25 protein-coding genes and 1 pseudogene are annotated in these 23957 nt (G+C 37.0%); 1 reads left to right on the plus strand and 25 read right to left on the minus strand.

The annotated features are described in order from the left end of the window. The first annotated feature begins 1 nt into the window (after position 1). Positions 2-919, plus strand: a complete 918-nt coding sequence (locus MUW56_RS11990; protein WP_292013419.1) for a hypothetical protein — start codon at positions 2-4, stop codon at positions 917-919. On the opposite strand, the gene MUW56_RS11995 is transcribed toward MUW56_RS11990, so the two are convergent. The 25 genes and pseudogenes from MUW56_RS11995 to MUW56_RS12115 all read right to left on the minus strand — a co-directional run bounded on the left by MUW56_RS11995 (position 911) and on the right by MUW56_RS12115 (position 23758). Then, the gene (locus MUW56_RS11995) at positions 911-1852 is read right to left on the minus strand and encodes a glycosyltransferase family 2 protein (protein ID WP_292013420.1); all 942 of its coding nucleotides are present in this window, start codon (positions 1850-1852) and stop codon (positions 911-913) included. The genes MUW56_RS11990 and MUW56_RS11995 overlap by 9 nt on opposite strands. A 231-nt stretch (positions 1853-2083) precedes the next feature. Next, the gene (locus tag MUW56_RS12000; protein ID WP_292013421.1) at positions 2084-3025 is read right to left on the minus strand and encodes a glycosyltransferase family 2 protein; all 942 of its coding nucleotides are present in this window, start codon (positions 3023-3025) and stop codon (positions 2084-2086) included. A gap of 69 nt (positions 3026-3094) precedes the next feature. Continuing rightward, complete coding sequence (locus MUW56_RS12005) at positions 3095-4093, minus strand: acyltransferase (RefSeq protein WP_292013422.1); 999 nt, start codon at positions 4091-4093, stop codon at positions 3095-3097. Then, positions 4090-5025 carry a glycosyltransferase family 2 protein gene (locus MUW56_RS12010; protein WP_292013423.1) on the minus strand — a complete coding sequence of 312 codons (936 nt, stop codon included), beginning with the start codon at positions 5023-5025 and terminating at the stop codon, positions 4090-4092. Before MUW56_RS12010 ends, MUW56_RS12005 begins: the two co-directional genes overlap by 4 nt. 2 nt (positions 5026-5027) lie before the next feature. Further along, a complete protein-coding gene (locus tag MUW56_RS12015) occupies positions 5028-5945 on the minus strand; it encodes a glycosyltransferase family 2 protein (protein WP_292013424.1) in 918 nt (305 codons plus the stop codon). 20 nt (positions 5946-5965) lie between these two features. After that, on the minus strand, positions 5966-7762 hold the full coding sequence (gene asnB, locus MUW56_RS12020) for an asparagine synthase (glutamine-hydrolyzing) (protein ID WP_292013425.1): 1797 nt from the start codon (positions 7760-7762) through the stop codon (positions 5966-5968). Positions 7763-7808: 46 nt separating this feature from the next. Further along, on the minus strand, positions 7809-8732 hold the full coding sequence (locus MUW56_RS12025) for a glycosyltransferase family 2 protein (protein ID WP_292013426.1): 924 nt from the start codon (positions 8730-8732) through the stop codon (positions 7809-7811). 33 nt (positions 8733-8765) lie between these two features. After that, on the minus strand, positions 8766-9689 hold the full coding sequence (locus MUW56_RS12030) for a glycosyltransferase (RefSeq protein ID WP_292013427.1): 924 nt from the start codon (positions 9687-9689) through the stop codon (positions 8766-8768). Positions 9690-9692: 3 nt separating this feature from the next. Beyond that, on the minus strand, positions 9693-10127 hold the full coding sequence (locus MUW56_RS12035) for a hypothetical protein (protein ID WP_292013428.1): 435 nt from the start codon (positions 10125-10127) through the stop codon (positions 9693-9695). A gap of 20 nt (positions 10128-10147) precedes the next feature. Next, positions 10148-10417 carry a hypothetical protein gene (locus MUW56_RS12040; protein ID WP_292013429.1) on the minus strand — a complete coding sequence of 90 codons (270 nt, stop codon included), beginning with the start codon at positions 10415-10417 and terminating at the stop codon, positions 10148-10150. A 28-nt stretch (positions 10418-10445) separates the two neighbouring features. Further along, entirely contained in the window at positions 10446-11384 is a 939-nt protein-coding gene (locus tag MUW56_RS12045) for a glycosyltransferase family 2 protein (protein WP_292013430.1), read from the minus strand. 1 nt (position 11385) lies between these two features. Continuing rightward, positions 11386-12054 carry a hypothetical protein gene (locus tag MUW56_RS12050; protein ID WP_292013431.1) on the minus strand — a complete coding sequence of 223 codons (669 nt, stop codon included), beginning with the start codon at positions 12052-12054 and terminating at the stop codon, positions 11386-11388. Positions 12055-12124: 70 nt separating this feature from the next. Further along, positions 12125-13051 (minus strand): glycosyltransferase, encoded by a 927-nt coding sequence (locus MUW56_RS12055; RefSeq protein ID WP_292013432.1) that lies wholly within the window; start codon positions 13049-13051, stop codon positions 12125-12127. Further along, positions 13048-13926 (minus strand): glycosyltransferase family 2 protein, encoded by an 879-nt coding sequence (locus MUW56_RS12060; RefSeq protein ID WP_292013433.1) that lies wholly within the window; start codon positions 13924-13926, stop codon positions 13048-13050. The genes MUW56_RS12055 and MUW56_RS12060 overlap by 4 nt, the downstream gene beginning before the upstream one ends. 1 nt (position 13927) lies before the next feature. Next, positions 13928-14824 carry a glycosyltransferase gene (locus MUW56_RS12065; RefSeq protein WP_292013434.1) on the minus strand — a complete coding sequence of 299 codons (897 nt, stop codon included), beginning with the start codon at positions 14822-14824 and terminating at the stop codon, positions 13928-13930. Further along, positions 14825-15925: a DegT/DnrJ/EryC1/StrS aminotransferase family protein gene (locus MUW56_RS12070; RefSeq protein WP_292013435.1), complete on the minus strand. Its 1101-nt coding sequence runs from the start codon at positions 15923-15925 to the stop codon at positions 14825-14827. It abuts the gene before it with no gap. After that, a complete protein-coding gene (locus tag MUW56_RS12075) occupies positions 15925-16380 on the minus strand; it encodes an acyltransferase (RefSeq protein ID WP_292013436.1) in 456 nt (151 codons plus the stop codon). Before MUW56_RS12075 ends, MUW56_RS12070 begins: the two co-directional genes overlap by 1 nt. After that, the gene (locus tag MUW56_RS12080; RefSeq protein ID WP_292013437.1) at positions 16377-16778 is read right to left on the minus strand and encodes an FdtA/QdtA family cupin domain-containing protein; all 402 of its coding nucleotides are present in this window, start codon (positions 16776-16778) and stop codon (positions 16377-16379) included. Before MUW56_RS12080 ends, MUW56_RS12075 begins: the two co-directional genes overlap by 4 nt. Continuing rightward, positions 16750-17730: a glycosyltransferase family 2 protein gene (locus MUW56_RS12085; protein ID WP_292013438.1), complete on the minus strand. Its 981-nt coding sequence runs from the start codon at positions 17728-17730 to the stop codon at positions 16750-16752. Before MUW56_RS12085 ends, MUW56_RS12080 begins: the two co-directional genes overlap by 29 nt. Before the next feature lie 3 nt (positions 17731-17733). After that, positions 17734-18981, minus strand: coding sequence for an ABC transporter ATP-binding protein (locus tag MUW56_RS12090; protein WP_292013439.1), 1248 nt, complete (start codon positions 18979-18981; stop codon positions 17734-17736). 36 nt (positions 18982-19017) lie between these two features. After that, on the minus strand, positions 19018-19866 hold the full coding sequence (locus MUW56_RS12095) for an ABC transporter permease (protein WP_292013440.1): 849 nt from the start codon (positions 19864-19866) through the stop codon (positions 19018-19020). 170 nt (positions 19867-20036) lie between these two features. Continuing rightward, a pseudogene (rfbA, locus tag MUW56_RS12100) lies at positions 20037-20899 on the minus strand (glucose-1-phosphate thymidylyltransferase RfbA). A 4-nt stretch (positions 20900-20903) separates the two neighbouring features. Then, positions 20904-21356, minus strand: a complete 453-nt coding sequence (locus MUW56_RS12105) for a hypothetical protein (protein ID WP_292013441.1) — start codon at positions 21354-21356, stop codon at positions 20904-20906. Between the two features lie 4 nt (positions 21357-21360). After that, positions 21361-22440: a dTDP-glucose 4,6-dehydratase gene (rfbB, locus tag MUW56_RS12110; protein WP_292013442.1), complete on the minus strand. Its 1080-nt coding sequence runs from the start codon at positions 22438-22440 to the stop codon at positions 21361-21363. A 4-nt stretch (positions 22441-22444) separates the two neighbouring features. Then, a complete protein-coding gene (locus MUW56_RS12115; RefSeq protein WP_292013443.1) occupies positions 22445-23758 on the minus strand; it encodes a UDP-glucose/GDP-mannose dehydrogenase family protein in 1314 nt (437 codons plus the stop codon). Positions 23759-23957: the final 199 nt, after the last annotated feature.

Here is a 23957-nt window from a genome sequence, read left to right on the forward strand (position 1 = left end):
CATGAAAAAGTTTTTAATAAGAATAGGACCTTATTTTGTCGCAGTGGTAGCTGTACTTGCTGTACTTGGAAGTTATGCAGACGGGAATACTGATGACAATTATATGCATTTTGCCGTTGAAAGACCGCAGAATATCATTTTAGGAGATTCTAGAGGGGCCCAGGGAGTGGTTCCCGGTGTTCTGAAAAGTAAACTTTCTAAAAAGTTTGATAATTTTTCCCTGAATGTCGTTGAATCTCCTTACGGACAGGTTTATTATAAAGCGTTAAAAAGAAAGCTGGATCCTGATACGAAAAATGGTATTTTCATTTTAACGGTAAGTCCCTGGACCCTGTCGCTGAATAAGAATATAAAAAATGCAAAAGATTACCCGGAAGCACATTCGCCACTCAATGATATGTACACCTATGACAGATCTCCTAATTATGAATATCTTTTAAAGCATTATACGAGGAGTTGGTTTAAGATATATACGGAAAGGGAAGAGGCCGTGGGGAAATCGAATTCTTTTCTTCATGAGGACGGCTGGATGGAAATTAGTGTGACGATGCATAAGGATTCTGTGGCGGCCAGAACAGCAAAAAAGATAGAGTTTTATGAGGCTTTGGCACAGCAGGTTGAGCTTTCACAGGAACGGATGAAAGTTTTTGATGAAATGATCAATTATCTGAGAACCAAGGGCACTGTTTATTTGGTTCGAATTCCAGCTTCAGAGAAACTGATGGCTATTGAAAATAAAAAATATCCCCATTTCAGTAACTTACTGCAGGATATTTCACGTAAACAGAATGTAAAACTTTTAGATTTTTCGCAGAATTATGATGATTACCGTTATACAGACGGAAATCATATCTATAAGGAATCCGGTAAAGTCCTTACTTCCCGGATCGCAGATTCTATCAGCAAAAGATTAAAATAAACGGTGTCTGAAGTTTACGTTATAAATGCCATTTCGTATACTTGGATAATCGGTTATCAGATAGGTTAGAATCATTTTCCATTTTTCTAAAGAGGATGCATTCGCAATCTGAAAACTTCTGTGCATTCTTTTAATATGCAGTTTTATATTATTGGGCATGGTATCTTCAGCTTCAGCCCAGTCATCCACTTCTTTCCATAAAAGAACCCTGGAGGTTGCCGGCTTGATCTTTTTAGAATCTACCTGTGTTATTCTGTTGTTTTCATGGACCCCCCTTACCGCAACGGCCTCATCTAAAATCCCGGGAAATAAATCCAAATAATAGGATAAACGGAATAAGAACTCGGTATCCTGGTGTAGCCTTAAGCTGGATTTAAATAAAGGCTTCACCTTATTCACCAAGGCGTTTCTGCGAATCGTTAGCGCATCGATACTGAATAAGCCAAAGCATCCCAGCATATAGATCTGACCCGGAAAAACATCTTTTGGACCATGCTTTTTATAAACCGTGGTAAGCTTATCCTTAAATAACGGATAATACTGTTCTTTTGCTTTTTCAGAATAATAATGAACTCCAAGCGCTCCATACACGCCTTCTACTTCAGGATTTCTAAAAAGCGCTTTTTCAGCATCAAATCTGTTGGGAAGATAATAATCGTCTGCATCAAGAAAAGCTATAAAATCACCGGTCGATTTTTCTATTCCCAGGTTTCTGGTAGGGCCGGCTCCATGATTTCCTTTGTCAGGATGCTGATAAACCTGTACCCTATCATATTGTTCTGCCAGTTGCTGGCAAACCTGCAGTGCATTATCAGGGGATCGGTCTTCCACCAGAATGACTTCATACACTTCATCAAACTGAAGAGCGGATTCTACTGCCTGCGAGACATATTTCTCGGCATTATAAACGGGAATAATTACTGAAATTTTCATTTTTACTGACTGACCTTTTTGTTATCATTTGTATTGCTAAAAGCATTGCAAGATAATCAAATATAAAGATGTATGTCTTAAAATTTAATTAAAAAATAGGATAGGTTTTCTATATTTGGTTGCTTATCTGAAGCGAGATGGAAAGAATTTTAAAATTGGGCTCAAAAATATGAGTTAACTATTTTTTTAAAAAACTTTTTATGTCTCAAATTGATCATAAGATCAAAGAGGTTATCCCAACAAAGAGTATCTGAAGTTGATATTGTAGAGCCCCGATCTTATGCTTCTATAATCCGTAAACAGGTATTTTATGATCATGCCCCATTTTTTTAATAAGGGTGCCTTAGCAATTTCAAAACTTCTGTGCATTCTTGTAATATGAATTTTTACCTCTTCAGAAATCGTTTCTTCAGTTTGAACCCATTGCTCAATTTCTTTCCAGAGTAATAGTCTTGACACGGAAGGATCTATTACATGGGTATCTACTTTTGTTATTCTGTTGTTTTCATGGACCCCCCTCATTGCAATCGCTTTATCAATGATGCCGGGATAAAGATCAGCATAGTAGGAGAGGCGTATCAAAAACTCTGTATCTTCATGAAGCCTTAAATGAGTCTTAAATAAAGGTCTGACCTTGTTTAAAGCTTCTCTGCGTATTGTTAAAGTATCAATACTAAACAGCCCAAAGCTTCCCCGAAGATGAATTTGTCCTAAAAAAACGTCTTTAGGACCACATCTTTTGTACACAGTACTGAGTCTGTCTTTAAATAACCTGTAGTATTGTTCTTTTGCTTTTTCAGAATAGTAATGGACCCCGAGAGCGCCATAAATACCTTCTACATCAGGATTTTTAAAAAGTGCTCTTTCAGCATCGAATCTATTGGGAAGAAAATAATCATCCGCATCAAGAAAGGCAATAAAGTCACCGGTCGACTTTTCGATTCCTAGATTTCTACTGGGACTTGCGCCGTGGTTTTTTTTGTCAGGGTGCTGGAAACATTGGACCCTGTTATGCTTTTCAGCAAGCTGTTGGCATACCTGTAATGCATTATCGGGAGACTGATCTTCAATAAGTATAACTTCGCATACTTCATCAAACTGGAGCGCCGATTCCACTGCCTGAGAGACATACTTTTCTGCATTATAAACAGGAATAATTACTGAGATTCTCATTTTCATTTTCACCTTTCAATTAATTAGAACTATATTGTGTTTTTATGTAGTCCCTTTTAAGCACGAAATTTAAGCTTTTAATTTTAGTTTTAGGTACTCAGTTATCTTTTTTTCTACAAAATGATAGAGCAATGCGGCCAGGGCAATTACCACTGTTATTTTTAAAATAAAGTAAGGAATATTAAGATATCCTTCTACTTTAAATTTCCTGAAAAATATCTCTACAAAAGGATGGGAGAGGTACATAGAATAGGAAATGTCACCCAGGAAAACCAAAAACCGGTTTCCTTTAAAGCGGAAACTAAAGTCAAAAAGTAAAAAAGAAAATACAAATAAAGAGACTATAAATAAGGTTATGGTGGTATTCGTGATCATAACAAGACCAAATAAATAGAGTAGGAAAGATGCGATTCCAGCGGTAGAAATAAAGATGGCCCAGCTTTTACTGACCGTTACTTTATTCAACAGAAGGGCAAATAATACTCCGGTTACAAAATACAGGTTCAAAGGACTGGTTACCATTTGAAGATAGGCCTGATCAAAAGAATACAAATTTCCCAGAATATAGGTAAAAATAAAAAACAGGATAATGAAAATATACCTTTTTACATTGAACAAAAGGGAAATTCCAAATATCAGATAAAAGAACATTTCAAAATTGAGAGACCAGCCTAAGTACAATACCGGGAAAGTATCTTTTTGAGGAAGAAATAATACGGAATGAATGAATCTTTCAAAACCTTCCCCATGAAAGTAAGACGTCAGATTCCTGCCAATGATCATCCACGCCAGCGTCAGCAAAAAATATAAGGGAACAATTCTAATGATCCTTCTTTTATAAAATAAGATTATTTCTTTTGAGGTGTTCACCCCGAAATCTTTTTTTTGAGTGGTAAAGGCCATGATAAAGCCGCTGATCACAAAAAAAATATTGACACCGATGCTTCCTCTTTTAAACAGAATATCGCCAAGATGAAGATTCTCAAAATTGATATATTCAGAAAAGTGAAAACAGCACACCAGCAGTGCGGAAATTCCTCTTAATATTTGAAGGTTATTGAGTTTCATGAGTGGGTGTATGTGAACCGGTATTTTGTTCTCAGTATATTGGGATTTTTAAGAATTGTGGTCAATAAACTCAAGGCCTTGGAAAGTCCTTTTTTTCCGGACAGTTCAAATGCTTTTTTCTGAAGATAGATATGCCTGGCAGCATTTGTTTCTAATGGCAGTATCTTCGACCACTCGTATAAAGAATTCCAAAAAAGGTGCTGTTTCTGGTTATACTGAGGAGAATATTTTACGATTTTGGTAATTCTGTTGTCATCATGAATTCCTCTCATGGCTACCGGACGGTCGATTATTCCTGACTTTAAATGGCAGTGATAAGACAGTTTGAAGATGAAATCAGAATCCTGGTGCAGGCGTAGAGCTGCATTGAACCGTAAATGATAGGTATCTAAGGATGATTTTCGAACGGTTAAGGCATCCAAAGTGAAAAATGAGCCAAACCTTTTATGAGTAAGCCCAAGCAGTCCGTGAAAAACCTCTTTTCCTTCTGCCGGGTAATTGACGGTTAACAGATCGGAATCATTAATATTAGACTGGAATTCCTCTTTGCCTTTTTCAGTTAAGTATTCAGTACCAATGGCATTAAATACTCCATCCACCTTCGGATTTTTAAAAAGTTCTTTTTCAGCATCGAATCTGTTGGGAAGGAAATAGTCATCGGCATCCAGAAAAGCGATGAAATCTCCTGAAGATTTTTCAATACCGAGATTTCTGCTGGCTCCGGCACCGTGGTTTTTTTTATCCGGATGCCGGAAAAGTTGTATCCTGTCATATTTTTGGGCCAGTTCCTGGCATATCTTAAGTGCATTATCCGGCGACTGGTCCTCTATCAGGATCACTTCAGAAACTTCAGCGAACTGCAGGGCAGACTCTACAGCCTTGGATATATATTTTTCTGCATTATAAACAGGAATGATGACCGATATTTTCATTTTTAGCGATTATAGTAAGTGAAACGGTATCTTGTTTTGAGTATTTCAGGGTTTTTCAAGACTTCTAACAAAATATGCGCATATTTTATTACTCCTTTTTTTAGTGCAAGATCAAATGATTTATAGATCAGATAAATCCTTTTTTTCCCCTGAGGTGGTATTGGATTGGTCTCAGCCCATTGATACAAAGATTTCCATAAAAGGACCTGTCTTTGGTTATATTGAGGGGTATACCTTATGATCTTGGTAATCCTGTTATGATCATGCACGCCTCTCATAGCCACAGCCTTATCTATACTGCCTGTTTTCAGATGGCAGTGGTAGGCCAGTCTGATGATAAAGTCTGAATCCTGGTGGACCCTGAGGTTCTTATTGAAACGGATATGATGAGGTTCTAATGAAGCTCTTCTTAGGGTAAGTGAATCAAGATGAAAAGATGTACCGAAAGTTTTAGTTGTTAAACCCAGAAGTCCCATGAAAACTTCTTTGCCTTCTGCCGGGTAATTGACGGTGCTTAGAGAAATTTCTTTAAATTTAGATTGAAATTCTTCTTTACCTTTTTCCGTTAGATATTCAGTGCCGATGGCATTAAATACCCCTTCAATTCTAGGATCTTTAAAAAGCTCCTTTTCAGCATTAAATCTGTTGGGAAGGTAGTAATCGTCCGCATCAAGGAAAGCAATGAATTCACCCGTTGCTTTTTCAATACCCAGGTTTCTTGCAGCACCCGCTCCATGATTTTCTTCATCCGGATGCCGGTACAATTTAACCTTAGCTATTTCAGAAGACAGCTGCCGGCAGATTTCCAATGAATTATCGGTAGACTTGTCTTCGATCAGGATAACTTCTTTTACTTCATCCAGCTGTACCGCTGATCTGACTGATTTTTCCAAAAACTCAGCAGCATTATACACGGGCATTATGACAGAGATCTCAAGCATTATAGTATAGAATTGTTATGATCTGCCCAAAGGGCAAGCTGTAATAAATTCCAGTGTTTTACGTCTTTATTCAGAAAGCTTTGGGTGGCTTTAAAATCAATAAAATTAAAAACCTTATGGTTAGGATTCTTCAACAGGTCATTGGAAAAATTCATAAGATTTTCTTCTGCAAACCAGTTTTTTACACCCAAGCCAAATCCTTGTTTATGACGTTTTCTGATGGTTTCCGTCCAATAAGATCCCATTGCTTCACGAAGAATAATTTTGTCATTGGCAGTATCTAATTTTAACTGATCCGGCAGCTGGATACAAAATTCGGCAAAATCAAGATCTAGGAACGGAGTTCTTACTTCGAGAGAATTAGCCATAGCCATTCTATCGGATTTTACCATCATATTCGCAGGAACGTAGTTTTCAAGATCTACTCTCATAATGTCATTGAGTGAATTTGTGTCAGGAGTGAAACTATATGTTTGCATATAATTGGAAGAAACACCGAGACGCTCACGCTCTGTTGTATTAAAATCATTTCTTACCGCATTCAGGTGGAAATCCATAATGGAAGAATACTGAATGTTTTTTTGAGTGATAAAAGAAGTCGTTCTTACTTTCTGATATAATTTTAATCCGAACTGTGCCACAATATTTTTATAGCTGAAATGTTGCTTCATTTTGTTTTCAACGGTATAAAAATGATAGCCGCCAAACAGTTCATCTCCTACATCGCCGGATAATACCACGGTAAGGTTTTTCCGGGCAGCTTTACAGATTTCATAATGCGGAATGAATGATGCATCAGCAAACGGTTCATCAAAAAAAGGAGTAATTTTCAAAAGAGAGGTGACAAGATCTTCTTTTTTTTCATGAACTTCTATATGGTTGGTTTTATACTTGTCAGCAATTTCTTTAGCATATCTGAGCTCATTATCCTTGTGGTCATATCCAAAACTGATCGTGGTCTGATGAGGTAAAAATTCGTCTACCAAAGCAACAACGGAGGAAGAATCCAATCCGCCACTTAGAAAACTTCCTACTTCCACATCCGCAATAAGCTGTTTTTTAACAGCATTTTTAAGAAGGTATAAAAACTCTTCCTTAGCATCAGATAAACTGATCACCCTGTCCTTCGCCGGAAGGCTGTAGTATCTTGATACGGTAACTTTGCCATCTTTCCAGATCAGCTGATGGGCTGGTGGCAGGGTATGTATATTGCTGTAAATACTCTGGTAAGTACTTACATATCCATATTGAAGATAGTGGGAGAGGGCATCTGAGCTTACTTTGGGCTGAATGAGGCCGGATGTAAGAATGGCCTTGATTTCCGATGCAAAAATAAATTCATTATTCTTTCCAATAGCATAATAAAATGGTTTTTCACCGAAACGGTCCCTGGCACAGAACAGCTGTTGCTTCTGATCATCCCAGATCGCAAAGGCGAACATTCCCGGAAGATCATGGATCAGGTTTTCCTTTTTTCTCTGGTACATGGCGAGAATGACTTCTGTATCGGAGCTGCCATGATAAGGGTATTCTGCATATTGCCTTTTGATATCCTGATATCCATAGATTTCTCCGTTCAAAACGATGCATTCATTTTTAGTATTGGAGAACATAGGCTGTTTGCCATTTTCGGATAAATCGATAATGGAAAGTCTTCGGTGGCCTAACGCCGCATGATCATAGAATTCATAATGCGAAGAGTCTGGTCCACGATGAATCAGGGAGTCTGTCATCTTTTGGATTTCTTCCTGATAATTTCTGGCATTATTGCTTATAATTCCCGCTATTCCACACATACTTTGTTATTTTTCATCATTAATTTTCGATTTTTGTACCGCTAATTTACGACAGATTAAGAAAAGTAGGGCCTATCTGAATCAGTTGATTTCGTAAACTGCTTAGTTTTTTTCCATCACCGGAGATTTTTTTATACTTCTGCAACAGCTGTTTATACTTGCCGATATTACCTGTCATCAGGTTTTTGATCATACTCTGTCTAAGGGCTTTTATTTCCTGCTGTAGGGCATTGGCTGCATTAGGATTCAGGATATTGATCTCTACCCGTACATTTTCATATTTTGTATAATCTATTTTATGCAATGACTGGACGCCGTCGTGTACCACTTTACTGCCGGGAACAAGCAGGACTTTCTTTTGGTGAAAATGAATACGGTTCACATATTCATCATCTTCTCCATAGTGGAAGAAATAAGGATTGAATCCTCCTATTGTTTCTATCGTCTTTCTCGGGAGAAGCCAATGGGCTGCATTTACAAAACTAACTTCATAGAAAGGTTTCAGGGTCTGAAAATACAGATCTGAAATCATTCTTGTTTTCTCATAATTCCTGGCGATATACTGATCCAGGAAAATATCAAGGTATTTTTCTGTGCCATCGATATGCATGGGGCTTATGATTCCAATTTCATCCTGATTAGGATGACTGGTGTGGATGTCAAGCATTTTTTGTATGCTGTCCTGGTAAAGCCATGCATCCTGATTCATCAGATAAAAGAAATCGGCTCCCTTTCGATATGCTTTTTCAATCCCTATATTATTGGCCTTTCCAAAACCCAGATTGGTTTCAGATTGAATGAAATCCACCTCCGGAAAATGGGTTTTAATGTAGTCCTGTGTTCCGTCTGTAGAGCCATTATCAATGACAATACATGCTAAGGGAACTGATGACTGCTGTAAGCTTGTAAAACATCGTTCTGCCCATTTCATGGCATTGTAAGTAACAATAATAATATGGACGTTAGGCATTGTAAATCGGTTTTAATGGTACCGGATAACAAATTATCTGGTGAATGTGTATTTTATAATTTTTAAGAGTTGGCCGGCCCCTGTCCTGATATTCCCGGAAATTGAAAGACGTTCAAGAATGGCTGCATACAGTTTTCCGTTCAGGATAGGAGAGACAAATTCTTTTTCATAATAATATTTATTGATGAGTTCGTCCAACGTCTTTATAATCTGCTGGTCGGCTCTTTTATCATTATTTACCCGTTTGATATTTTTAAAAATACCAATGGAAGTACGGTATTTATTTTCAATTTCCAATGAGCTGAACACTCCTCCGCTGTGGAGACGGTATACGCCAACCACTTTATTAAAGCTTCTTCCTTTCCCAAACTCCAAAACGTGATAAAAGTAATAAAGATCCCTGTAATTAGGATACACATCGATCCATTTGAGATCCATACATTTCCTTCTGATAAGATAGGTAAACGTTTGGGTAGGACGCTGTACAAAAAAACTGTCCCGGGTAAAATCGATATATTCCTGATCTTTAAACATATGATTTTTTCCATCATCCGTCATGGTCTGTTCATCCTGATGGAATAATAAATTTCTGGCGGTGACCATCACATATTCAGAATGGGTTTCCAGAAAATCATGTTGAAACTGCAGTTTTTCCAGATCTGTCCAGTAATCATCACCTTCACAATAGGCTATATATTTTCCTTTTGCCTGGTTAAATGCAAATCTCTGATTTTCTACAAACCCGATATTATTTTTATGGTTAAAATAGCGGATCCTATCAGGAAACCGGGCTGCATATTCTGAAATAATGGCGTCAGAATGGTCCGGTGAATTGTCATTGCAAATGATCAATTCGAACGGAAAATTCGTTTTCTGGGCGAGCACACCTTCAATAGCCTGCTTTAAATAAGGGGCATGGTTGTAGGTGAGCATGATGACGGATACTTCTGGATTCATTGGTTAATAATGAAATCTGTTAATAAGAGATGGAATAATGTCTTTAGGCTTCAAATTTACTAATTCCTGAGGATTAGTCTTAAGATCCCGGTAGGTGTATGGAATCAACTGTCTAAAAAAATCAGTATCCAGCTCAAAGTTCATAGGAAGATTATGTTTTTTCTGAACAATTCCGAGGCCGTAATCTGTATCAATAACAAAAACATCAAGATCCTGGGGATATTTTTTTAACAGATAAAGAATTGCTTTCCATGTATCGCCATTCCACTCGCCGCTCCATTCCGGATGCTTTTCTTTTGCAAAAAATTCTTCTGAATTGTAAGCTGTTGAAGCAGGTTCACTGATAGGAAAACAGTCATGCATAACAATAATTGACTTTTCATCCATGTAAGGAAGAATATTCAGGACATCCTTAAGGGCCTGGTGATAGGTGTGCATACCATCAACTAAAGCGATGTCTATAGTGCCGAATTTTTTAATGAATTTTTTTTCTTCTCAAAAAAATCGTCACTGGTCATTTCAAAATAATGTGTTTTTCTGCCATTTTTAATATCAAAAACTTTTCTTTTGAGTTTTTCCAGTTTTGGTATAATGAAGTTAGGATCTATTGCAATTTTGTTTTTACAGTTCACGGCGTATAAAGAAGTGCCGCTGCGGGTACCAATCTCAAGATATTTTTTAAAATTAGCCTTTTGGATGATGCTGTTGATAAGACGGACTCTGTTCATTCGTGTAATAAGTTTTTTTAAGTTTATTCTAAATTACATTTTCCCGGGTTACATGGAGAAAGGCAGCTCCTTTATTTTTAAGGGCGGCTCTGAGGTTGATGATTTCGTCAAACCTGCTTTTCTGATATAGGTATTCCCTAAAGGTGGCCGAAGCATCTGAGAACTGTAGTTTGAGGGTTTGTTTTATGATTTTTGGGATAAAATCCCTGTTCAGTACTTTTTTGTCAAAGTGGAGAGCAGGATCCAGATACCGCTGTTCCCGCTGTACCCTCTGGGCATTGATATGGTTTGTTTTATTAAAAGTTTGTTTGCCATCATGTACGACACGACTTTTAGTAGAGACCAATATTTTTTTATTGTAATAGGCTATTCTCTGAACATATTCATAGTCTTCGGAATAATGAAAGAAATAAGGATTAAACCCGCCAATTTCATCAATGGTCTTTCTGGGTAAAAGCCAATGGGCAGCATTCACAAAGTCTATTTCGTAATAGTCCTGCAGGGTGGCATTAAAAATATGTGAAAATATTCTGTTCATAGGAGTATTTCTGGCCAGATACCGTTCGAAAAAGAGGTCGAGGTTCTTTTCGCTTCCATCCAGATGCATAGGACTGAGAATGCCGATCTGGCTGTTGTCCGGATGGGTATGGTATACCTCCAGAAGGTGGCGGAAACTATCCGGATAGATCCATGCATCCTGGTTCATCAGATAAAAAAAACCGGCACCTTCCTGATACGCTTTTTCTATTCCTATGTTATTGGCTCTTCCAAAACCCAGATTTTCGGGCGACTGTATAAAATCTACCTCAGGAAAGTGATTTTTCACGTATTCCTGGGTGCCGTCTGTAGAGCCATTGTCCACTACAATACATTTTAGGGGAGTGGAAGAATGCCTTAAGCTGGTAAAGCATCTTTCAGCCCATTTCATCGCATTATAAGTAACAATAATCACATGGAGGTCAGCCATCTTAAATATACTTTTGGGTTAGCGTTTCTAAATAGTCTTCCGGGCTTACTCCTGAGAAAAAGGCCCTGATTTCTTCATCAAAATCTACTTTGTAAAAGTCTCCTTCATCTACTTCAGTAAAGCAGGATTTTTGATGGGTCTTCTTTTCAATAGCACTGACGATTTCCTTTAAATCATAATTGTATGGGAAAGCGAGATTGATCATTTTATTGGAAACGTTTAAACAGTGAGATCCCAAAAAACGGGAAATATCTTCAATATCTAAAAGGAGTCTTCTGGCTTTGAGGTGTAACGAAAATTCACTATTGTTGGCTATCTGTGTTTTCAGAAAGTTAAAAAGAGTGTTCGGATTTCCTCCTTTTCCTACAATATTGCCTATTCTCAAGATCAGGTAATGAGCTGAATTGTTTTTTATATAATTTTCAATTTCTTTTTTATGAATGACATAAGGACTTTTTTGTTTGGATTGATCATGAATGCTCAAGGTCGAAAAATAGACTAGTTTTTTTTCTTTATTTTCCCCATGTATTGTTTTTAAAAGAGAAAATTCTCTCTCAAACTCCGATGCCTTGGTTTCCAGTGAATTGGAAACTCCTGATGCAAAAAACACGATATCCTCTCTGTCATGAGATTTTACAGCATTTGCTATAATACCGTTGCCAATAATCATGCGTTAGTTATTTTCATTAATTGTGTGGTGTAAGGGGAACAATATTTCATATCTGTGATCTGTAAACTGGTTATTTCAGATAATCAAATATATGAAAATAGTATTTCATTTTTATTTTGGCCAGCCAACGTTCCAAAAGAGGTAAGTCTTTCAGGTAAGCTCTGTATCGCTGAAGGCAATAAATCTTATATCCGTTTTCCAGTTCTGGATTTAAATGAAGGCCAGCGATTGTTTTTTTTACAAAAGGGAACCTCTTGAATATGGTAAAAAGGGAATCTCTGGATATCATTTTTTTTTCGGAGGGACTGAATTGAGAAAATGTTTTATATCCGATATTTTGCCGGGAATGTATCCTGTATTCCCCCAGAATGTTTTTTTCTATCCAGACTGTATCTTTATCAGCGGCAAGCAATAGAAGTTCGTAGTCATGAATAATAACCGGGTTTATTTTTTTTAAAGGAAGATGTGCCTTCAGAAACGTATTCCGAATGGCCATACTCATTCCCGGGAATATATTTCCCTGATATAAAATTCTTTTGACGATATCGTGGGTATTTGTAAAACGAGCAGGGTCAGTGGATTCAATATCCCAGTAGGTAATTTCCTCTGAGCTGCTGATGGCTTCTCCAAATAGTTTAATATTGTGAGATACAATATTGATATTAGGGTGCTTTTCAAAAACAGATGTAATGGCCTCTGTTTTATCTTTATACCATCGGTCATCCTGATCACACAGGAATACAATATCTCCGGAACATAAGTTCATCGCTTTTTCAAAATTCGCGATATACCCCAAATTTTCCGGGTTTTGGTAAACCTTGATGAGGTTTGGAAATTGTGCTGTATACTCAGAAAGGATCTTTAAAGTACCATCAGTGGAACCGTCATCACAGATAACAATTTCAGATACGGACTTTGTCTGGCTGAGAATGCTTTCCAGCTGTTCGGCGATATAGTTCTCGCCATTATAGGTGCAAAGGGCTACAGATGAGGTCATTGCGGATGTTTTTCAGTTTTTTTCTGAAAAAGTTTATAATAATATTTTTTTAAAGCCAGGTAGCCGGATATAAATCTTCCACCTGTTATTTTATTAAATTCGTTTCTCATCTGTATGAATTGTGAGGAACGTACTTCAATAATGTGATAGGCCAGTCGGTCGTGGACATCATCACCATATAATTTTTTCAGCATCGGAAGAATTTTGATTCTCTGATGAAGAATTTTGTAAAGGTCAGAGGACATCGTGCTATGATTGTCTTCTTTACGGTAATGAGCCAAAGGTTCGTCTACAATAAGCGCTTTTGGGTTGTCTTTTGTGATATAGATCCACATCAGCCAATCTTCACAACTTGTTAAAGTCGTATCAAAAAGGAATCCTTCAAGCAGTTTACTGGAAATTAAAGCACAGTGGATCGGAATGCTGAATTTAAGATCCCATCCGAATACAATTCCTTCAAATGTTAAAAAATTCTGTTCAACACGGTTATAACCGGGATAGTGGGTTTGATTTTTATAAATTGTAAACTGGCTTACCATTAATGGATATGTTGTGCCATGGGAAAGACTTTCCGAAAATTTTTCCGGATGGATCATATCATCAGAATCTAAAAACTGTATATATTCTCCCGAAGCTTTTTCCAATCCGGCATTTCTTGCAGAAGAAAGTCCTCCGTTTTTTTTATAGATATAATGAAACCGGCTGTCTTTTTCTGCCCATTTTTTTGCCACTTCCTCTGTGTTATCGGTAGAACCGTCATTGACAATAATACACTCCCAGTTGATATGGGCCTGATTCATCACAGACTTCAGGCATTCATCAAGGTAGATGGCCTGATTGTAACATGGAACGATGACAGAGATTTTCGGATTCATTTTAAACAATTTTATTTAGAAGCTTGTACAGGCCGGCAGGGAGCCTGTTTTTTATTGCAAAACTTAATCTTTTAATGTGGAATGGATACTGTTGGTATGCATTACGATATTCCATTGAAAGATTTTTTCCTGATAGATAATATTTTTGAGTATGTCCGTTTACTCTGTCTTTTACAGCGCCTTCTTTATCAAACATAATCTGAAGTAAAATGGTTTCCATTTCAATCTTTTCTGCCCTTACTTTAGAAATATTTTCAGAATGTATTCGGTAATAAGCCAGTTTTTCAGGAATATAGGCAATCAAATATTTTTCACTGATCTTCAGCCAGCGGTAATAATCCTCTACAATAAACCGGGTGTCATATTTCCCGGTTTCTTTAATAACATCAGTTCTCAGTAATACTGTTAATGCTGCAATTCTGTTGCCTACGATCAGTTCTTTTCTGAAGAGAGAAGGAGCTATATTACCTAAGGTATCATAATCTGCAACATCTTTAATGATCCTGCTCTCATTGTCTACGGTATAGGTATTGGTGAATACCATTCCGTATTTCTCTCCTGCATCTTCAAGCTTGGAAACACTTTTTTCAATGGCTTCCGGATGTAGATAATCGTCAGCCGCAATAATCTTTGTGTATTTTCCTCTGGCCAGCTCCATGCATTCATTCAGCATTGCTGCTAAACCTGTATTTTGGTTATGGAAATTGGTTTCTGCGGAATAGTTATTCTCCTTTAGCCATTGTGTCATGACATCCGCCGAATGATCAGGAGAAGCATCATCCCCTACGATCAGTTGAATATTTTTGTAGGTTTGGTTTTTGATACTCTCCAGATTTTCCCTGATAAATTTTGAATGATTATAGGAAACGATAATGACGGTTACTAACGGCTGCTCCATTTAAAATTCATTTACAGCTTCAATGATTGCTTGTATCTCTTCTTCTTCTAAAACAGAAGAAATAGGAAGACTGAGAACTTCTTCATGCATTTTTTCAGTAATAGGGAATGAAAGGTGGTTGTATTCTTTATAGGCTTCCTGTTTATGAGGAGGAATAGGATAGTGAATAATCGTATGGATTCCCTTTTCCGTCAGGTAAGCCTGCAGCTCATCCCTTTTTTGTGCTCTGAGCACGAAAACATGCCATACATGTTCTTGCTCATTAACCGGATTTTCCGGAAGAATAATTTTGGGGTTATTGATTTCAGAAATAAATCTTTTTGCAATAAGTCTGCGGGTGTCATTTTCATGACCTATATATTTTAATTTTACATCTAAAACAGCAGACTGCAGTTCATCCAATCTGGAATTTAATCCCTTGTAAATATTTACATATTTCTGATTTGAACCATAGTTGGCAAGGGCACGGATCGTTTCAAATAAATCTTTATCATTGGTAGTTACAGCTCCTGCGTCACCTAAAGCGCCCAGATTTTTACCGGGATAGAAACTGAATCCAGCTGCATCCCCCAGATTTCCTGATTTTATGTTGTTCCATTCTGCTCCAATAGCCTGTGCATTGTCTTCTACAATTTTTAAGTTATGCTTTTGAGCAATATTTTTAAGCTCATCAGAAAAAACAATTCTTCCCTGAAGATGCACAATCAGAATAGCCTTGGTTCTTGATGTTATTTTTTCTTCAATTTTTGTAATATCAATATTATAGGTCATAGTATCAGGCTCTACAAATACGGGGATTAAACCGTTGTCTGATAATGCCAGCACGGATGCTATGTAGGTATTGGCAGGAACAATTACTTCATCGCCGGGTTTCATAACACCAAGTTCAATATAAGCACGGAAGATAAGACGTAAGGCATCTAAACCATTGGCCACTCCAATAGCATATTTTGAACCAATATAATGTGCTAAATTAGTTTCAAAGGTTTTAGTCTTTTCTCCTAAAAGATACCACCCGGATCTGAATGTGTCCAACAGTACTTCTTCTATTTCCTGCTGGTATTTGAGGTTTATTTTTTGTAAATCAAGGAATTTTATCATTATTGTTTTTTCTTTAAAAATTTTGCTGGGTTTCCTACCCATATTTCATTGGCAGGTATGTTTTTCGTTACAACACTTCCTGCCCCTACAAGTGCATTTTCGCCGATAGTAATTCCTGCAAGGATGGTTGCATTAGCTCCAATAGAAGCTCCTTTTTTCACAAGCGTTTTTTCCAGGGTAAAATCTTTATTTTTAGATTTAGGGAAAAGATCGTTTGTAAAAGTAACATTCGGGCCAATAAAAACATCATCTTCAAGATCAACACCATCCCAGATCTGAACCCCTGGTTTGATGGTCACATTATTTCCGATACTTACCTCATTTTCTATAAATACCTGACAGTTAATATTACAGTCTTTACCAATTTTTGCCCCTTTTAAAATGACGCAAAATTGCCACACAAAAGTTCCATTACCTATATTCTGGGATTGTACGTCAGCTAGAGGGTGTATCATACCTGATAGTTTTTAAATTCTTCAAAATCCCTAAAATAATCCTTTTCATCGTACAATTCTGAGGCTAAACACAAGAGTACGGCATTGTGAGAAAACTGAATATCCCGCCAAATCAATTGGGGAATAAACAATCCTTTAGTGGGGTGATCTAAAACAAAAGTTTCTTTATTTCCTTCTTTGTCTTCAGTATTGAAGGTTATTATTCCGGAAACAGCAAATATTACCTGTTGTAGTTTTTTATGAGCATGCCCTCCCCGGGTAACATCCTGTGGAGTAAAATAGGTCCAGTAAACTCGCTGTATATCAAACGGGACATTTTGTTGCGCTTCAGCGATTGTAATATAACCTAATTCCGAAGAACCTATTTTATTAAAAGTTAGTATTTGTGGACTTGTCATATTGGCCTTTTTTAGTAATGTAATAAATATAGAAAATTTGATATAATAAATCGTATTTAAGACTTTCAAGTAAGCTTCTTTTGCCTTTTAAATAATCGAAATCGATTGCGTTATATAGTAATTTTACCTTGTTTAAATCTTTTTTTGTTAGTTGAAATTTTTTTGTTTGCAGGTCGAAATAAAGATCGGTAATTTTTTTTAGTCTTCTGAACATATAATGTTCAAATATGTCTTTGTAGTCGGAATATATGCTTGCGTCAACCAGTAGTTTTTTTATGTAATAATCAACAGCATAAGTGTCTAGTAATCTTGGAGATATTTTATGGGTTACAGATTCTGAATGCTGCAGATAATAATATTCGCCGTCGCAGAAACTTACTTTTCTGCATTTGGTATATAAATACCTTGTAGCCACTTCATCAAAATTCATAAGCCCTTCAACGGTAACATCTTTGATCTGTTTGAAAATCTCAGTTTTCCACAAACAAAAATTATGAATCTTCCATTCTATTATTGTTTCTTTGAGTGCCTGGAGACCTGTAAGGATCCTTGAGTCATCCTTAATATCACTGACATCTTTATTTTCATCCACCACTACAAGTTTCATACGTACTGCGTCGATTTCAGGGGTGGATTCAATTTCTTTAACAGCTTTTTCAATAGCATCATGGCTTAAAGTGTCGTCATGGCCTATTAGAAAAGTGTATTTTTTTGAAAGGTATGGAAGTCCGGTTTTCAGACTTGTTTCTATTCCTCCATTCTGTTTATTAATGACAATTACCCTTTCATCTTTTTTGCTCCAGTTTTGAAGAATTTCCAACGTGTTGTCTGATGACCCATCATTTACGCAGATGAGTTCTATGTCCTTATAAGTTTGTGCAGCTAGTGAGTTTATCGTATCATCAGCAAATTTTGCGGAATTGTAAAAAGGAATTATAATACTAACCGACATTGTTTAATAAATTTTATAAATTAGCTGAGGTCTTATAATTCCAGGATTTTTTTCAAAAATACCATTCATTACTTCTCCTTCAATTTCAAAACCAAAATTATCAAAATGAAAAAGAAGGTCACGTCCGTTCTTTCCGAATATCAGCTTAAAATAGTAATTCCCCTCATTGAGCAAGTCTCCCGGAATTTCAAAATCAACATTATAAATCTTTTCTTCAGAATCTTTATTGGATGTTATAACTACACCGGCTGCAAATATATCAACATCTTCGGCGTTTTTTAAAATATATGAGATATCAATATTTTCATTGATGACAGCGTTTTTAAATGAAATAGATATTTTAACCCCGGAAGATATAGTAAGAATATTACCAATTAATGGTTTTGCTTCAAATTTGAGTATCTGGAGGTTGTCATTACCAATCACTTTTTCATCTGCTCCCCAAAGATAGTTTTTGGTAGAATTAAATGTACTTTGATATCTCATTACAGTTTCAAGGATGTTGCCTTCAAAAATAGCATTTCCTTGATGCATAAGGATTCCGTGAGTACATAATTCCTTTATGGCAGCCATATTATGACTTACGAAAAGGATTGTTCTTCCTTCTCCCTTGGTAACATCCCCCATTTTTCCTAGACATTTCTTTTGGAAATCAGCGTCACCTACCGCTAACACTTCATCTACAATTAAAATTTCAGATTCCAAATGTGCTGCTACAGCAAATGCCAGACGGACATACATTCCTGACGAGTATCTTTTTACCGGAGTATCAATATATCTTTCTACTCCTGAGAAGTCTACAATCTCGTCAAACTTTCGGGTAATCTCTTTTCTGGTCATACCGAGAATAGCTCCGTTGAGGTATACATTTTCACGTCCTGTCATTTCAGGATGAAAACCCGTTCCTACTTCCAGTAATGAAGCAATTCTTCCGTTGGTATATATTTTTCCTGTTGTTGGTTTCGTTACTTTACTCAAGAGTTTTAATAAAGTTGACTTACCTGCACCGTTTCTCCCTATAATTCCTACAGCGTCCCCCTGTTCGATTTCAAAATTGATATCACGCAAGGACCATACATATTCAGAATCTCCCTTAGTTGTTCTGTCGTTGGTTTCTCCTATTTTCAGGTACGGATCTTCTTTTCCTCTTACTTTATGCCAGAATCTGTTGAGATCGTGGGATAGGGTGCCGGTTCCCACCTGTCCGAGGCGGTATTGTTTTGATATATTTTCTGCTTTTAAAGCCAGCATGTTTTGATTGGATTTTAAATTTATAAAAGAGAACTGCTATACGGTATCCATGAAAGTCTTTTCAACTTTATTGAATATCAATATTCCTACTAATAAAAGAATAAGAATAAGAACCGTACTGATTCCAAGCATCAGAGGCGAGAAATCACCTACACCCAGCCAGGCATATTTAAAACATTCGAAAATTCCTGTAAGCGGATTATAATAGGCAAGCTTTTTAAAACCTGCAGGAAGTGAAGATACCGGATAGATAACAGGAGTGGCATACATATATAAGCTGATCCCAAATCCCAGGAGCATACTAAGGTCTTTGTATTTTGTGGTAAGGGCTGAGAATATCATTCCTACTCCTAAGGCAAAGAAAGCCATCAGTATAATGAGAACAGGGGTTGCCAGTATCCATATATTGGGCTGTACTTTTCCCTGACTTAAGTAATATGCCCATGCAAGGATAAACAGAAGAAACTGCACGGAAAAGCGCATCAGATTGGATATAACGATGGATATTGGAGTTACCAGCCTGGGGAAATATACTTTTCCAAAAATGGCTGAATTTCCTAAAAATGTACTGGAGGTAGCCAGCAATGATGCTGAAAAGTAATTCCAAAGGGTAACTCCTGCCAGATAAAATAGGATAGGAGGAGCCCCGTCTGTTGGTAACTTGGCAATTGCTCCAAAAACAACCAGATATACAATAGTGGTTAAAATAGGATTGATAAAAAACCAAATGGGGCCTAAAATGGTTTGCTTGAAGCTCGATATAAAATCCCTTTTTACAAACATGTAAATAAGGTCCTTATATCTCCATACTTCTTTGAGTTGTATATCCAATAAAGAGTGATCGGCTTCAATTGTTTCTGTCCACTTTTGTTGTGGTTCATTCATCTGTGTAAGTTTTTACAAATTTATAATAATTAATTCTTACCGTATTTTTTAGTTTGTGAATTGTTGTTCATACAAACCAAAAGCAACAACTAATATATTGATAATTGTTGTTATGAGCAAAAACTATTGGCCTTAAAGCCAACAGTATAGAATCGTTAAAAATTGAATTTTTATTTGCGGATAAGCTGTTTCAGGTATTCACCGTAACCGCTCTTTCCATATTTGGCTGCTGTTTCAAGCAGTTTCTCTTCGTTGATAAATTTGTTTCTGAAAGCGATTTCTTCAATACATCCGATTTTGAAGCCTTGCCTTTTTTCAATAACACTTACAAACTCAGAAGCGTCATGAAGGGAATCAAAAGTTCCGGTATCAAGCCATGCGGTACCTCTATCCAAAACACCTACTTCCAGCTTTCCTTTACTCAGGTAGACATTGTTGACATCGGTAATTTCAAGTTCACCTCTCGCAGACGGCTTGATGTTTTTAGCAATATCTACGACGCTGTTGTCATAAAAATAAAGTCCGGGAACAGCATAGTTTGATTTCGGCTGTAAAGGCTTTTCTTCAATGGAAACAGCTTTGTGGTGATCATCAAACTCTACAACACCATATCTTTCGGGATCTGCCACATGGTAGGCAAATACAACACCTCCTTCAGGATTGGTCTTATTTTTCAATAAAGTCCCCATTTCAGATCCGTAGAAAATATTATCCCCTAAAACAAGTGCTGCCGGGTCATTGCCAATAAACTGCTCTCCCAGGATGAAGGCTTGTGCCAGTCCGTCCGGGCTTGGCTGTACCACATATTCTATATTGCAGCCTATCTGGGACCCGTCACCTAAAAGTTTGATGAAACCAGGTTGGTCATGGGGGTGGTAATGATCAGAATATCCTTAATTCCAGCTAAAAGAAGCGTGGAAAGAGGGTAATAGATCATGGGTTTGTCGTAAACAGGCATCAGCTGTTTGCTCACCGCAATGGTTAGAGGGTAAAGTCTTGTTCCGGATCCTCCGGCTAATATGATTCCTTTCATCTTTTTATTTTTGTATGTTCTCTATGGCATAGTCCATCTGATTTTTAATATTTAAATCGATGGTGGGAGTCATTATAAGGGTACTATTATCTCTGGATAATGCTCCTCCTATGCTTTTGTGAAATTTAATCAGTTCTTTTAAGTTTTTTTCTGAAATAAATGAAAAAGAGCTGTACAATGAAATTTTAAAATCATCAAAATTAAAGTTATTGATGATTAAACGTGCCTGTTCTTTAGTAAGCAGTTCCCTGGGCGGATCTGCACTGTAATCAACCATTTTAAGCTCAAGATAATCCTTTGCATAATTGATCAATGCTTCTTTGTATTGAGAAACTTCTATAAACTCATCGATCAGTTGTTGTTGCGATGAGTTGGCCATTGCAGGAGGCGGAGGAGTCGCCTGGGCTTCTGCCAAAGAAGTGAATACAACAAAAAGCAATAGAAAAACTGGCTTCATGATCTTAATTATACTGCTTCTCGTAATATTTCTGATAATCGCCGCTGGTTACATTCTCAAGCCATTCCTTATTTTCAAGGTACCAGTCAATAGTTTCTCCCAATCCTTCCTCGAATGTTACTGATGGTTTCCAGCCCAGATCTTTATTGAGTTTGGTTGCATCAATTGCATAGCGTTTGTCATGTCCGGGTCTGTCTTTTACAAAAGTGATCAGTTTTTCAGAATAACCTTCCGGTTTTCCCAGTTTAGCATCCATCTGTCTGATCAGTTCTTTTACCAGGTCGATGTTCTGCCACTCGTTAAATCCTCCGATATTATAAGTTTCTCCGGTTTTGGCTTCATTGAAGATCTGATGAATTGCTCTGGCATGATCAATGACATACAGCCAGTCTCTGGTGTATTTTCCATCACCGTAGATGGGTAAAGGCCTTTCATTGATAATATTTGAAATACATAAAGGGATTAGCTTTTCCGGAAAGTGGTTAGGCCCGTAGTTGTTTGAACAGTTTGATACAATGAACGGCATTCCATAAGTGTTTCCATAAGCTCTTACCAAATGGTCGGAAGCTGCTTTTGAAGCGGAATACGGAGATTGAGGATCATAAGATGTGGTTTCCAAAAAGAATCCGGTTTCTCCCAGACTGCCATACACTTCATCTGTTGAAATATGATAAAACAGGTTTGTTCTTTTCCCGTCAGGGAATCTTCCATGAGTGTGGTCCGGATTGAGGGTCCAAAATTCCTTGCAGAGATTAAGAAGGTTGGCCGTACCGTTTACATTGGTGTTGATGAATGCCATCGGATCTGTAATACTTCTGTCGACGTGGCTTTCTGCCGCTAAATGGACAACGGCATCCGGATTATATTTTTCAAAAACTTTTCTTAATTCTTCCGGCTTTGTAATGTCTGCTTTTTCGAAAACATAATTAGGTTCATTTTCAATGTCCTTTAAGTTTTCCAGATTTCCTGCATAGGTAAGAGCATCAAGATTGATGATCGTAATGCCGGGGTTTTTCTTTACAAATTCTCTTACAACGTGTGAGCCGATAAATCCAGCTCCTCCTGTGATGATTATATTTTTCATTGATTTATTTTGTGATTGTCTTTCTTCCTATACTTTTATAATAAAATCCGTTTTGCTCAGGGATTTCCAATGGATACATATTTCTGCCGTCAAAAATGGCTTTATTTTTCATCTTTTTACCCATGAGTTCAAAATTAGGGTTTTTAAATTCAGGCCATTCTGTTGAAATGAATAAGGCATCTGCTTCTTCAAGGGCATCATACATTCCCTTTGCGTATTGTATCTTATCACCAATAAGCTTTTGTACATTACTTTCTGCAACAGTATCATACGCTGTGATTTCGGCACCCTTTTCTAATAATAATGCAATGTTATCCAAAGAAGAGGCTTCCCGGATATCATCAGTATTTGCTTTAAAAGCTAATCCCCATATAGCAATTTTCTTGCCTTTAATGTTTCCGCCGAAATATTTTTCAATTTCGGAAACCAGAATTACCTTCTGTGCCGTATTTACGTTTTCCGTAGCTTCCAGGATCTGGAAATTAAAATTTTCCTGTTTCCCGGATTTGATCAGTGCCTTCACATCTTTAGGAAAACAGCTTCCCCCGTATCCGATTCCTGGGAATAAAAATCTGTGGCCGATCCGGTCATCACTTCCCATTCCCAGTCTTACTTTGTCTACATCAGCACCTACTTTTTCACAATAGTTGGCGATCTCATTCATAAAGGTAATTTTTACCGCCAGGAATGAATTGGCTGCATATTTGGTGAGTTCAGAGGATTTTTCATCCATAAAAATGATGGGAATGCCCGTATTGGTAAATGGCTGATAGATTTTAGACATGATCTCTTTTGCTTTTTCAGAGCTTGCTCCTACCACCACTCTTGAAGGGTTCATAGAGTCTTCAACAGCAAATCCCTCTCTTAAGAATTCAGGGTTTGAAACTACATCGAAGGGGATGTTCGTTTTAGAAAGGATGACTTCTCTTACTTTGTCTGCCGTTCCTACAGGTACGGTGCTTTTATTGACAATGACCTTGTATCCGGTCATCATTTCTCCAATATTGTTGGCAACCTGAATGACATATGAAAGGTCTGCTGAACCATCTTCACCCGGGGGAGTTGGAAGAGCCAGGTATATTACTTCACTTTTGTCTAAGGCTTCCTTAAGGTTGGTCGTGAAAAATAATCTCTCAGATTGGATGTTTCTTAAAAACATTTCTTCAAGGTTCGGCTCATAGATGGGAACAATGCCGTTTTTCATACCTTCCACTTTTTTTTCATCAATATCAACACAGTATACTGAATTGCCAAGTTCCGCCAGAGTAGTTCCTGTAACTAATCCTACATAACCTGTTCCTACAATCGTTATATTCAAAATGTCTGTTTTAAAAATTCAAGACAAAAATAATAAAAATACTTTCATAGACTTGTTTTATTTATGCTAAATGAAATTTATGCTATTTGCTTGATAATAAGATAATTTTGCATTTTTAGAAAAAAAGTGTATATTTGCAATGGATTTACAGGAAAAATGAGAAGGCTTCGGAAGAAAGCCTTTTTTCGTACAGGTAAAT

The sequence above is a fragment of the Chryseobacterium sp. genome (assembly GCF_022869225.1).
In the GTDB taxonomy this organism is placed as follows: domain Bacteria; phylum Bacteroidota; class Bacteroidia; order Flavobacteriales; family Weeksellaceae; genus Chryseobacterium.

Bases quoted from the DNA above. Each gene is read 5' to 3' on its own strand.
- MUW56_RS12045 (WP_292013430.1), bottom strand. From the start codon at position 11,384: ATGGCTGACCTCCATGTGATTATTGTTACTTATAATGCGATGAAATGG.
- MUW56_RS12015 (WP_292013424.1), bottom strand. From the start codon at position 5,945: ATGCCCGTGTATAATGCTGCTGAGTTTTTGGAAAAATCAGTCAGATCA.
- MUW56_RS12025 (WP_292013426.1), bottom strand. From the start codon at position 8,732: ATGCCTAACGTCCATATTATTATTGTTACTTACAATGCCATGAAATGG.
- MUW56_RS12005 (WP_292013422.1), bottom strand. From the start codon at position 4,093: ATGAAACTCAATAACCTTCAAATATTAAGAGGAATTTCCGCACTGCTG.
- asnB (WP_292013425.1), bottom strand. From the start codon at position 7,762: ATGTGTGGAATAGCGGGAATTATAAGCAATAATGCCAGAAATTATCAG.
- MUW56_RS12065 (WP_292013434.1), bottom strand. From the start codon at position 14,824: ATGGAGCAGCCGTTAGTAACCGTCATTATCGTTTCCTATAATCATTCA.
- MUW56_RS12105 (WP_292013441.1), bottom strand. From the start codon at position 21,356: ATGAAGCCAGTTTTTCTATTGCTTTTTGTTGTATTCACTTCTTTGGCA.
- MUW56_RS12030 (WP_292013427.1), bottom strand. From the start codon at position 9,689: ATGAATCCAGAAGTATCCGTCATCATGCTCACCTACAACCATGCCCCT.
- MUW56_RS11995 (WP_292013420.1), bottom strand. From the start codon at position 1,852: ATGAAAATTTCAGTAATTATTCCCGTTTATAATGCCGAGAAATATGTC.
- MUW56_RS12085 (WP_292013438.1), bottom strand. From the start codon at position 17,730: ATGTCGGTTAGTATTATAATTCCTTTTTACAATTCCGCAAAATTTGCT.
- MUW56_RS12040 (WP_292013429.1), bottom strand. From the start codon at position 10,417: ATGAACAGAGTCCGTCTTATCAACAGCATCATCCAAAAGGCTAATTTT.
- MUW56_RS12000 (WP_292013421.1), bottom strand. From the start codon at position 3,025: ATGAGAATCTCAGTAATTATTCCTGTTTATAATGCAGAAAAGTATGTC.
- MUW56_RS12035 (WP_292013428.1), bottom strand. From the start codon at position 10,127: ATGCACACCTATCACCAGGCCCTTAAGGATGTCCTGAATATTCTTCCT.
- MUW56_RS12055 (WP_292013432.1), bottom strand. From the start codon at position 13,051: ATGACCTCATCTGTAGCCCTTTGCACCTATAATGGCGAGAACTATATC.
- MUW56_RS12075 (WP_292013436.1), bottom strand. From the start codon at position 16,380: ATGATACACCCTCTAGCTGACGTACAATCCCAGAATATAGGTAATGGA.
- MUW56_RS12090 (WP_292013439.1), bottom strand. From the start codon at position 18,981: ATGCTGGCTTTAAAAGCAGAAAATATATCAAAACAATACCGCCTCGGA.
- MUW56_RS12010 (WP_292013423.1), bottom strand. From the start codon at position 5,025: ATGAAAATATCGGTCATCATTCCTGTTTATAATGCAGAAAAATATATA.
- MUW56_RS12070 (WP_292013435.1), bottom strand. From the start codon at position 15,925: ATGATAAAATTCCTTGATTTACAAAAAATAAACCTCAAATACCAGCAG.
- rfbB (WP_292013442.1), bottom strand. From the start codon at position 22,440: ATGAAAAATATAATCATCACAGGAGGAGCTGGATTTATCGGCTCACAC.
- MUW56_RS12060 (WP_292013433.1), bottom strand. From the start codon at position 13,926: ATGAATCCGAAAATCTCTGTCATCGTTCCATGTTACAATCAGGCCATC.
- MUW56_RS11990 (WP_292013419.1), top strand. From the start codon at position 2: ATGAAAAAGTTTTTAATAAGAATAGGACCTTATTTTGTCGCAGTGGTA.
- MUW56_RS12050 (WP_292013431.1), bottom strand. From the start codon at position 12,054: ATGATTATTGGCAACGGTATTATAGCAAATGCTGTAAAATCTCATGAC.
- MUW56_RS12095 (WP_292013440.1), bottom strand. From the start codon at position 19,866: ATGAATGAACCACAACAAAAGTGGACAGAAACAATTGAAGCCGATCAC.
- MUW56_RS12080 (WP_292013437.1), bottom strand. From the start codon at position 16,778: ATGACAAGTCCACAAATACTAACTTTTAATAAAATAGGTTCTTCGGAA.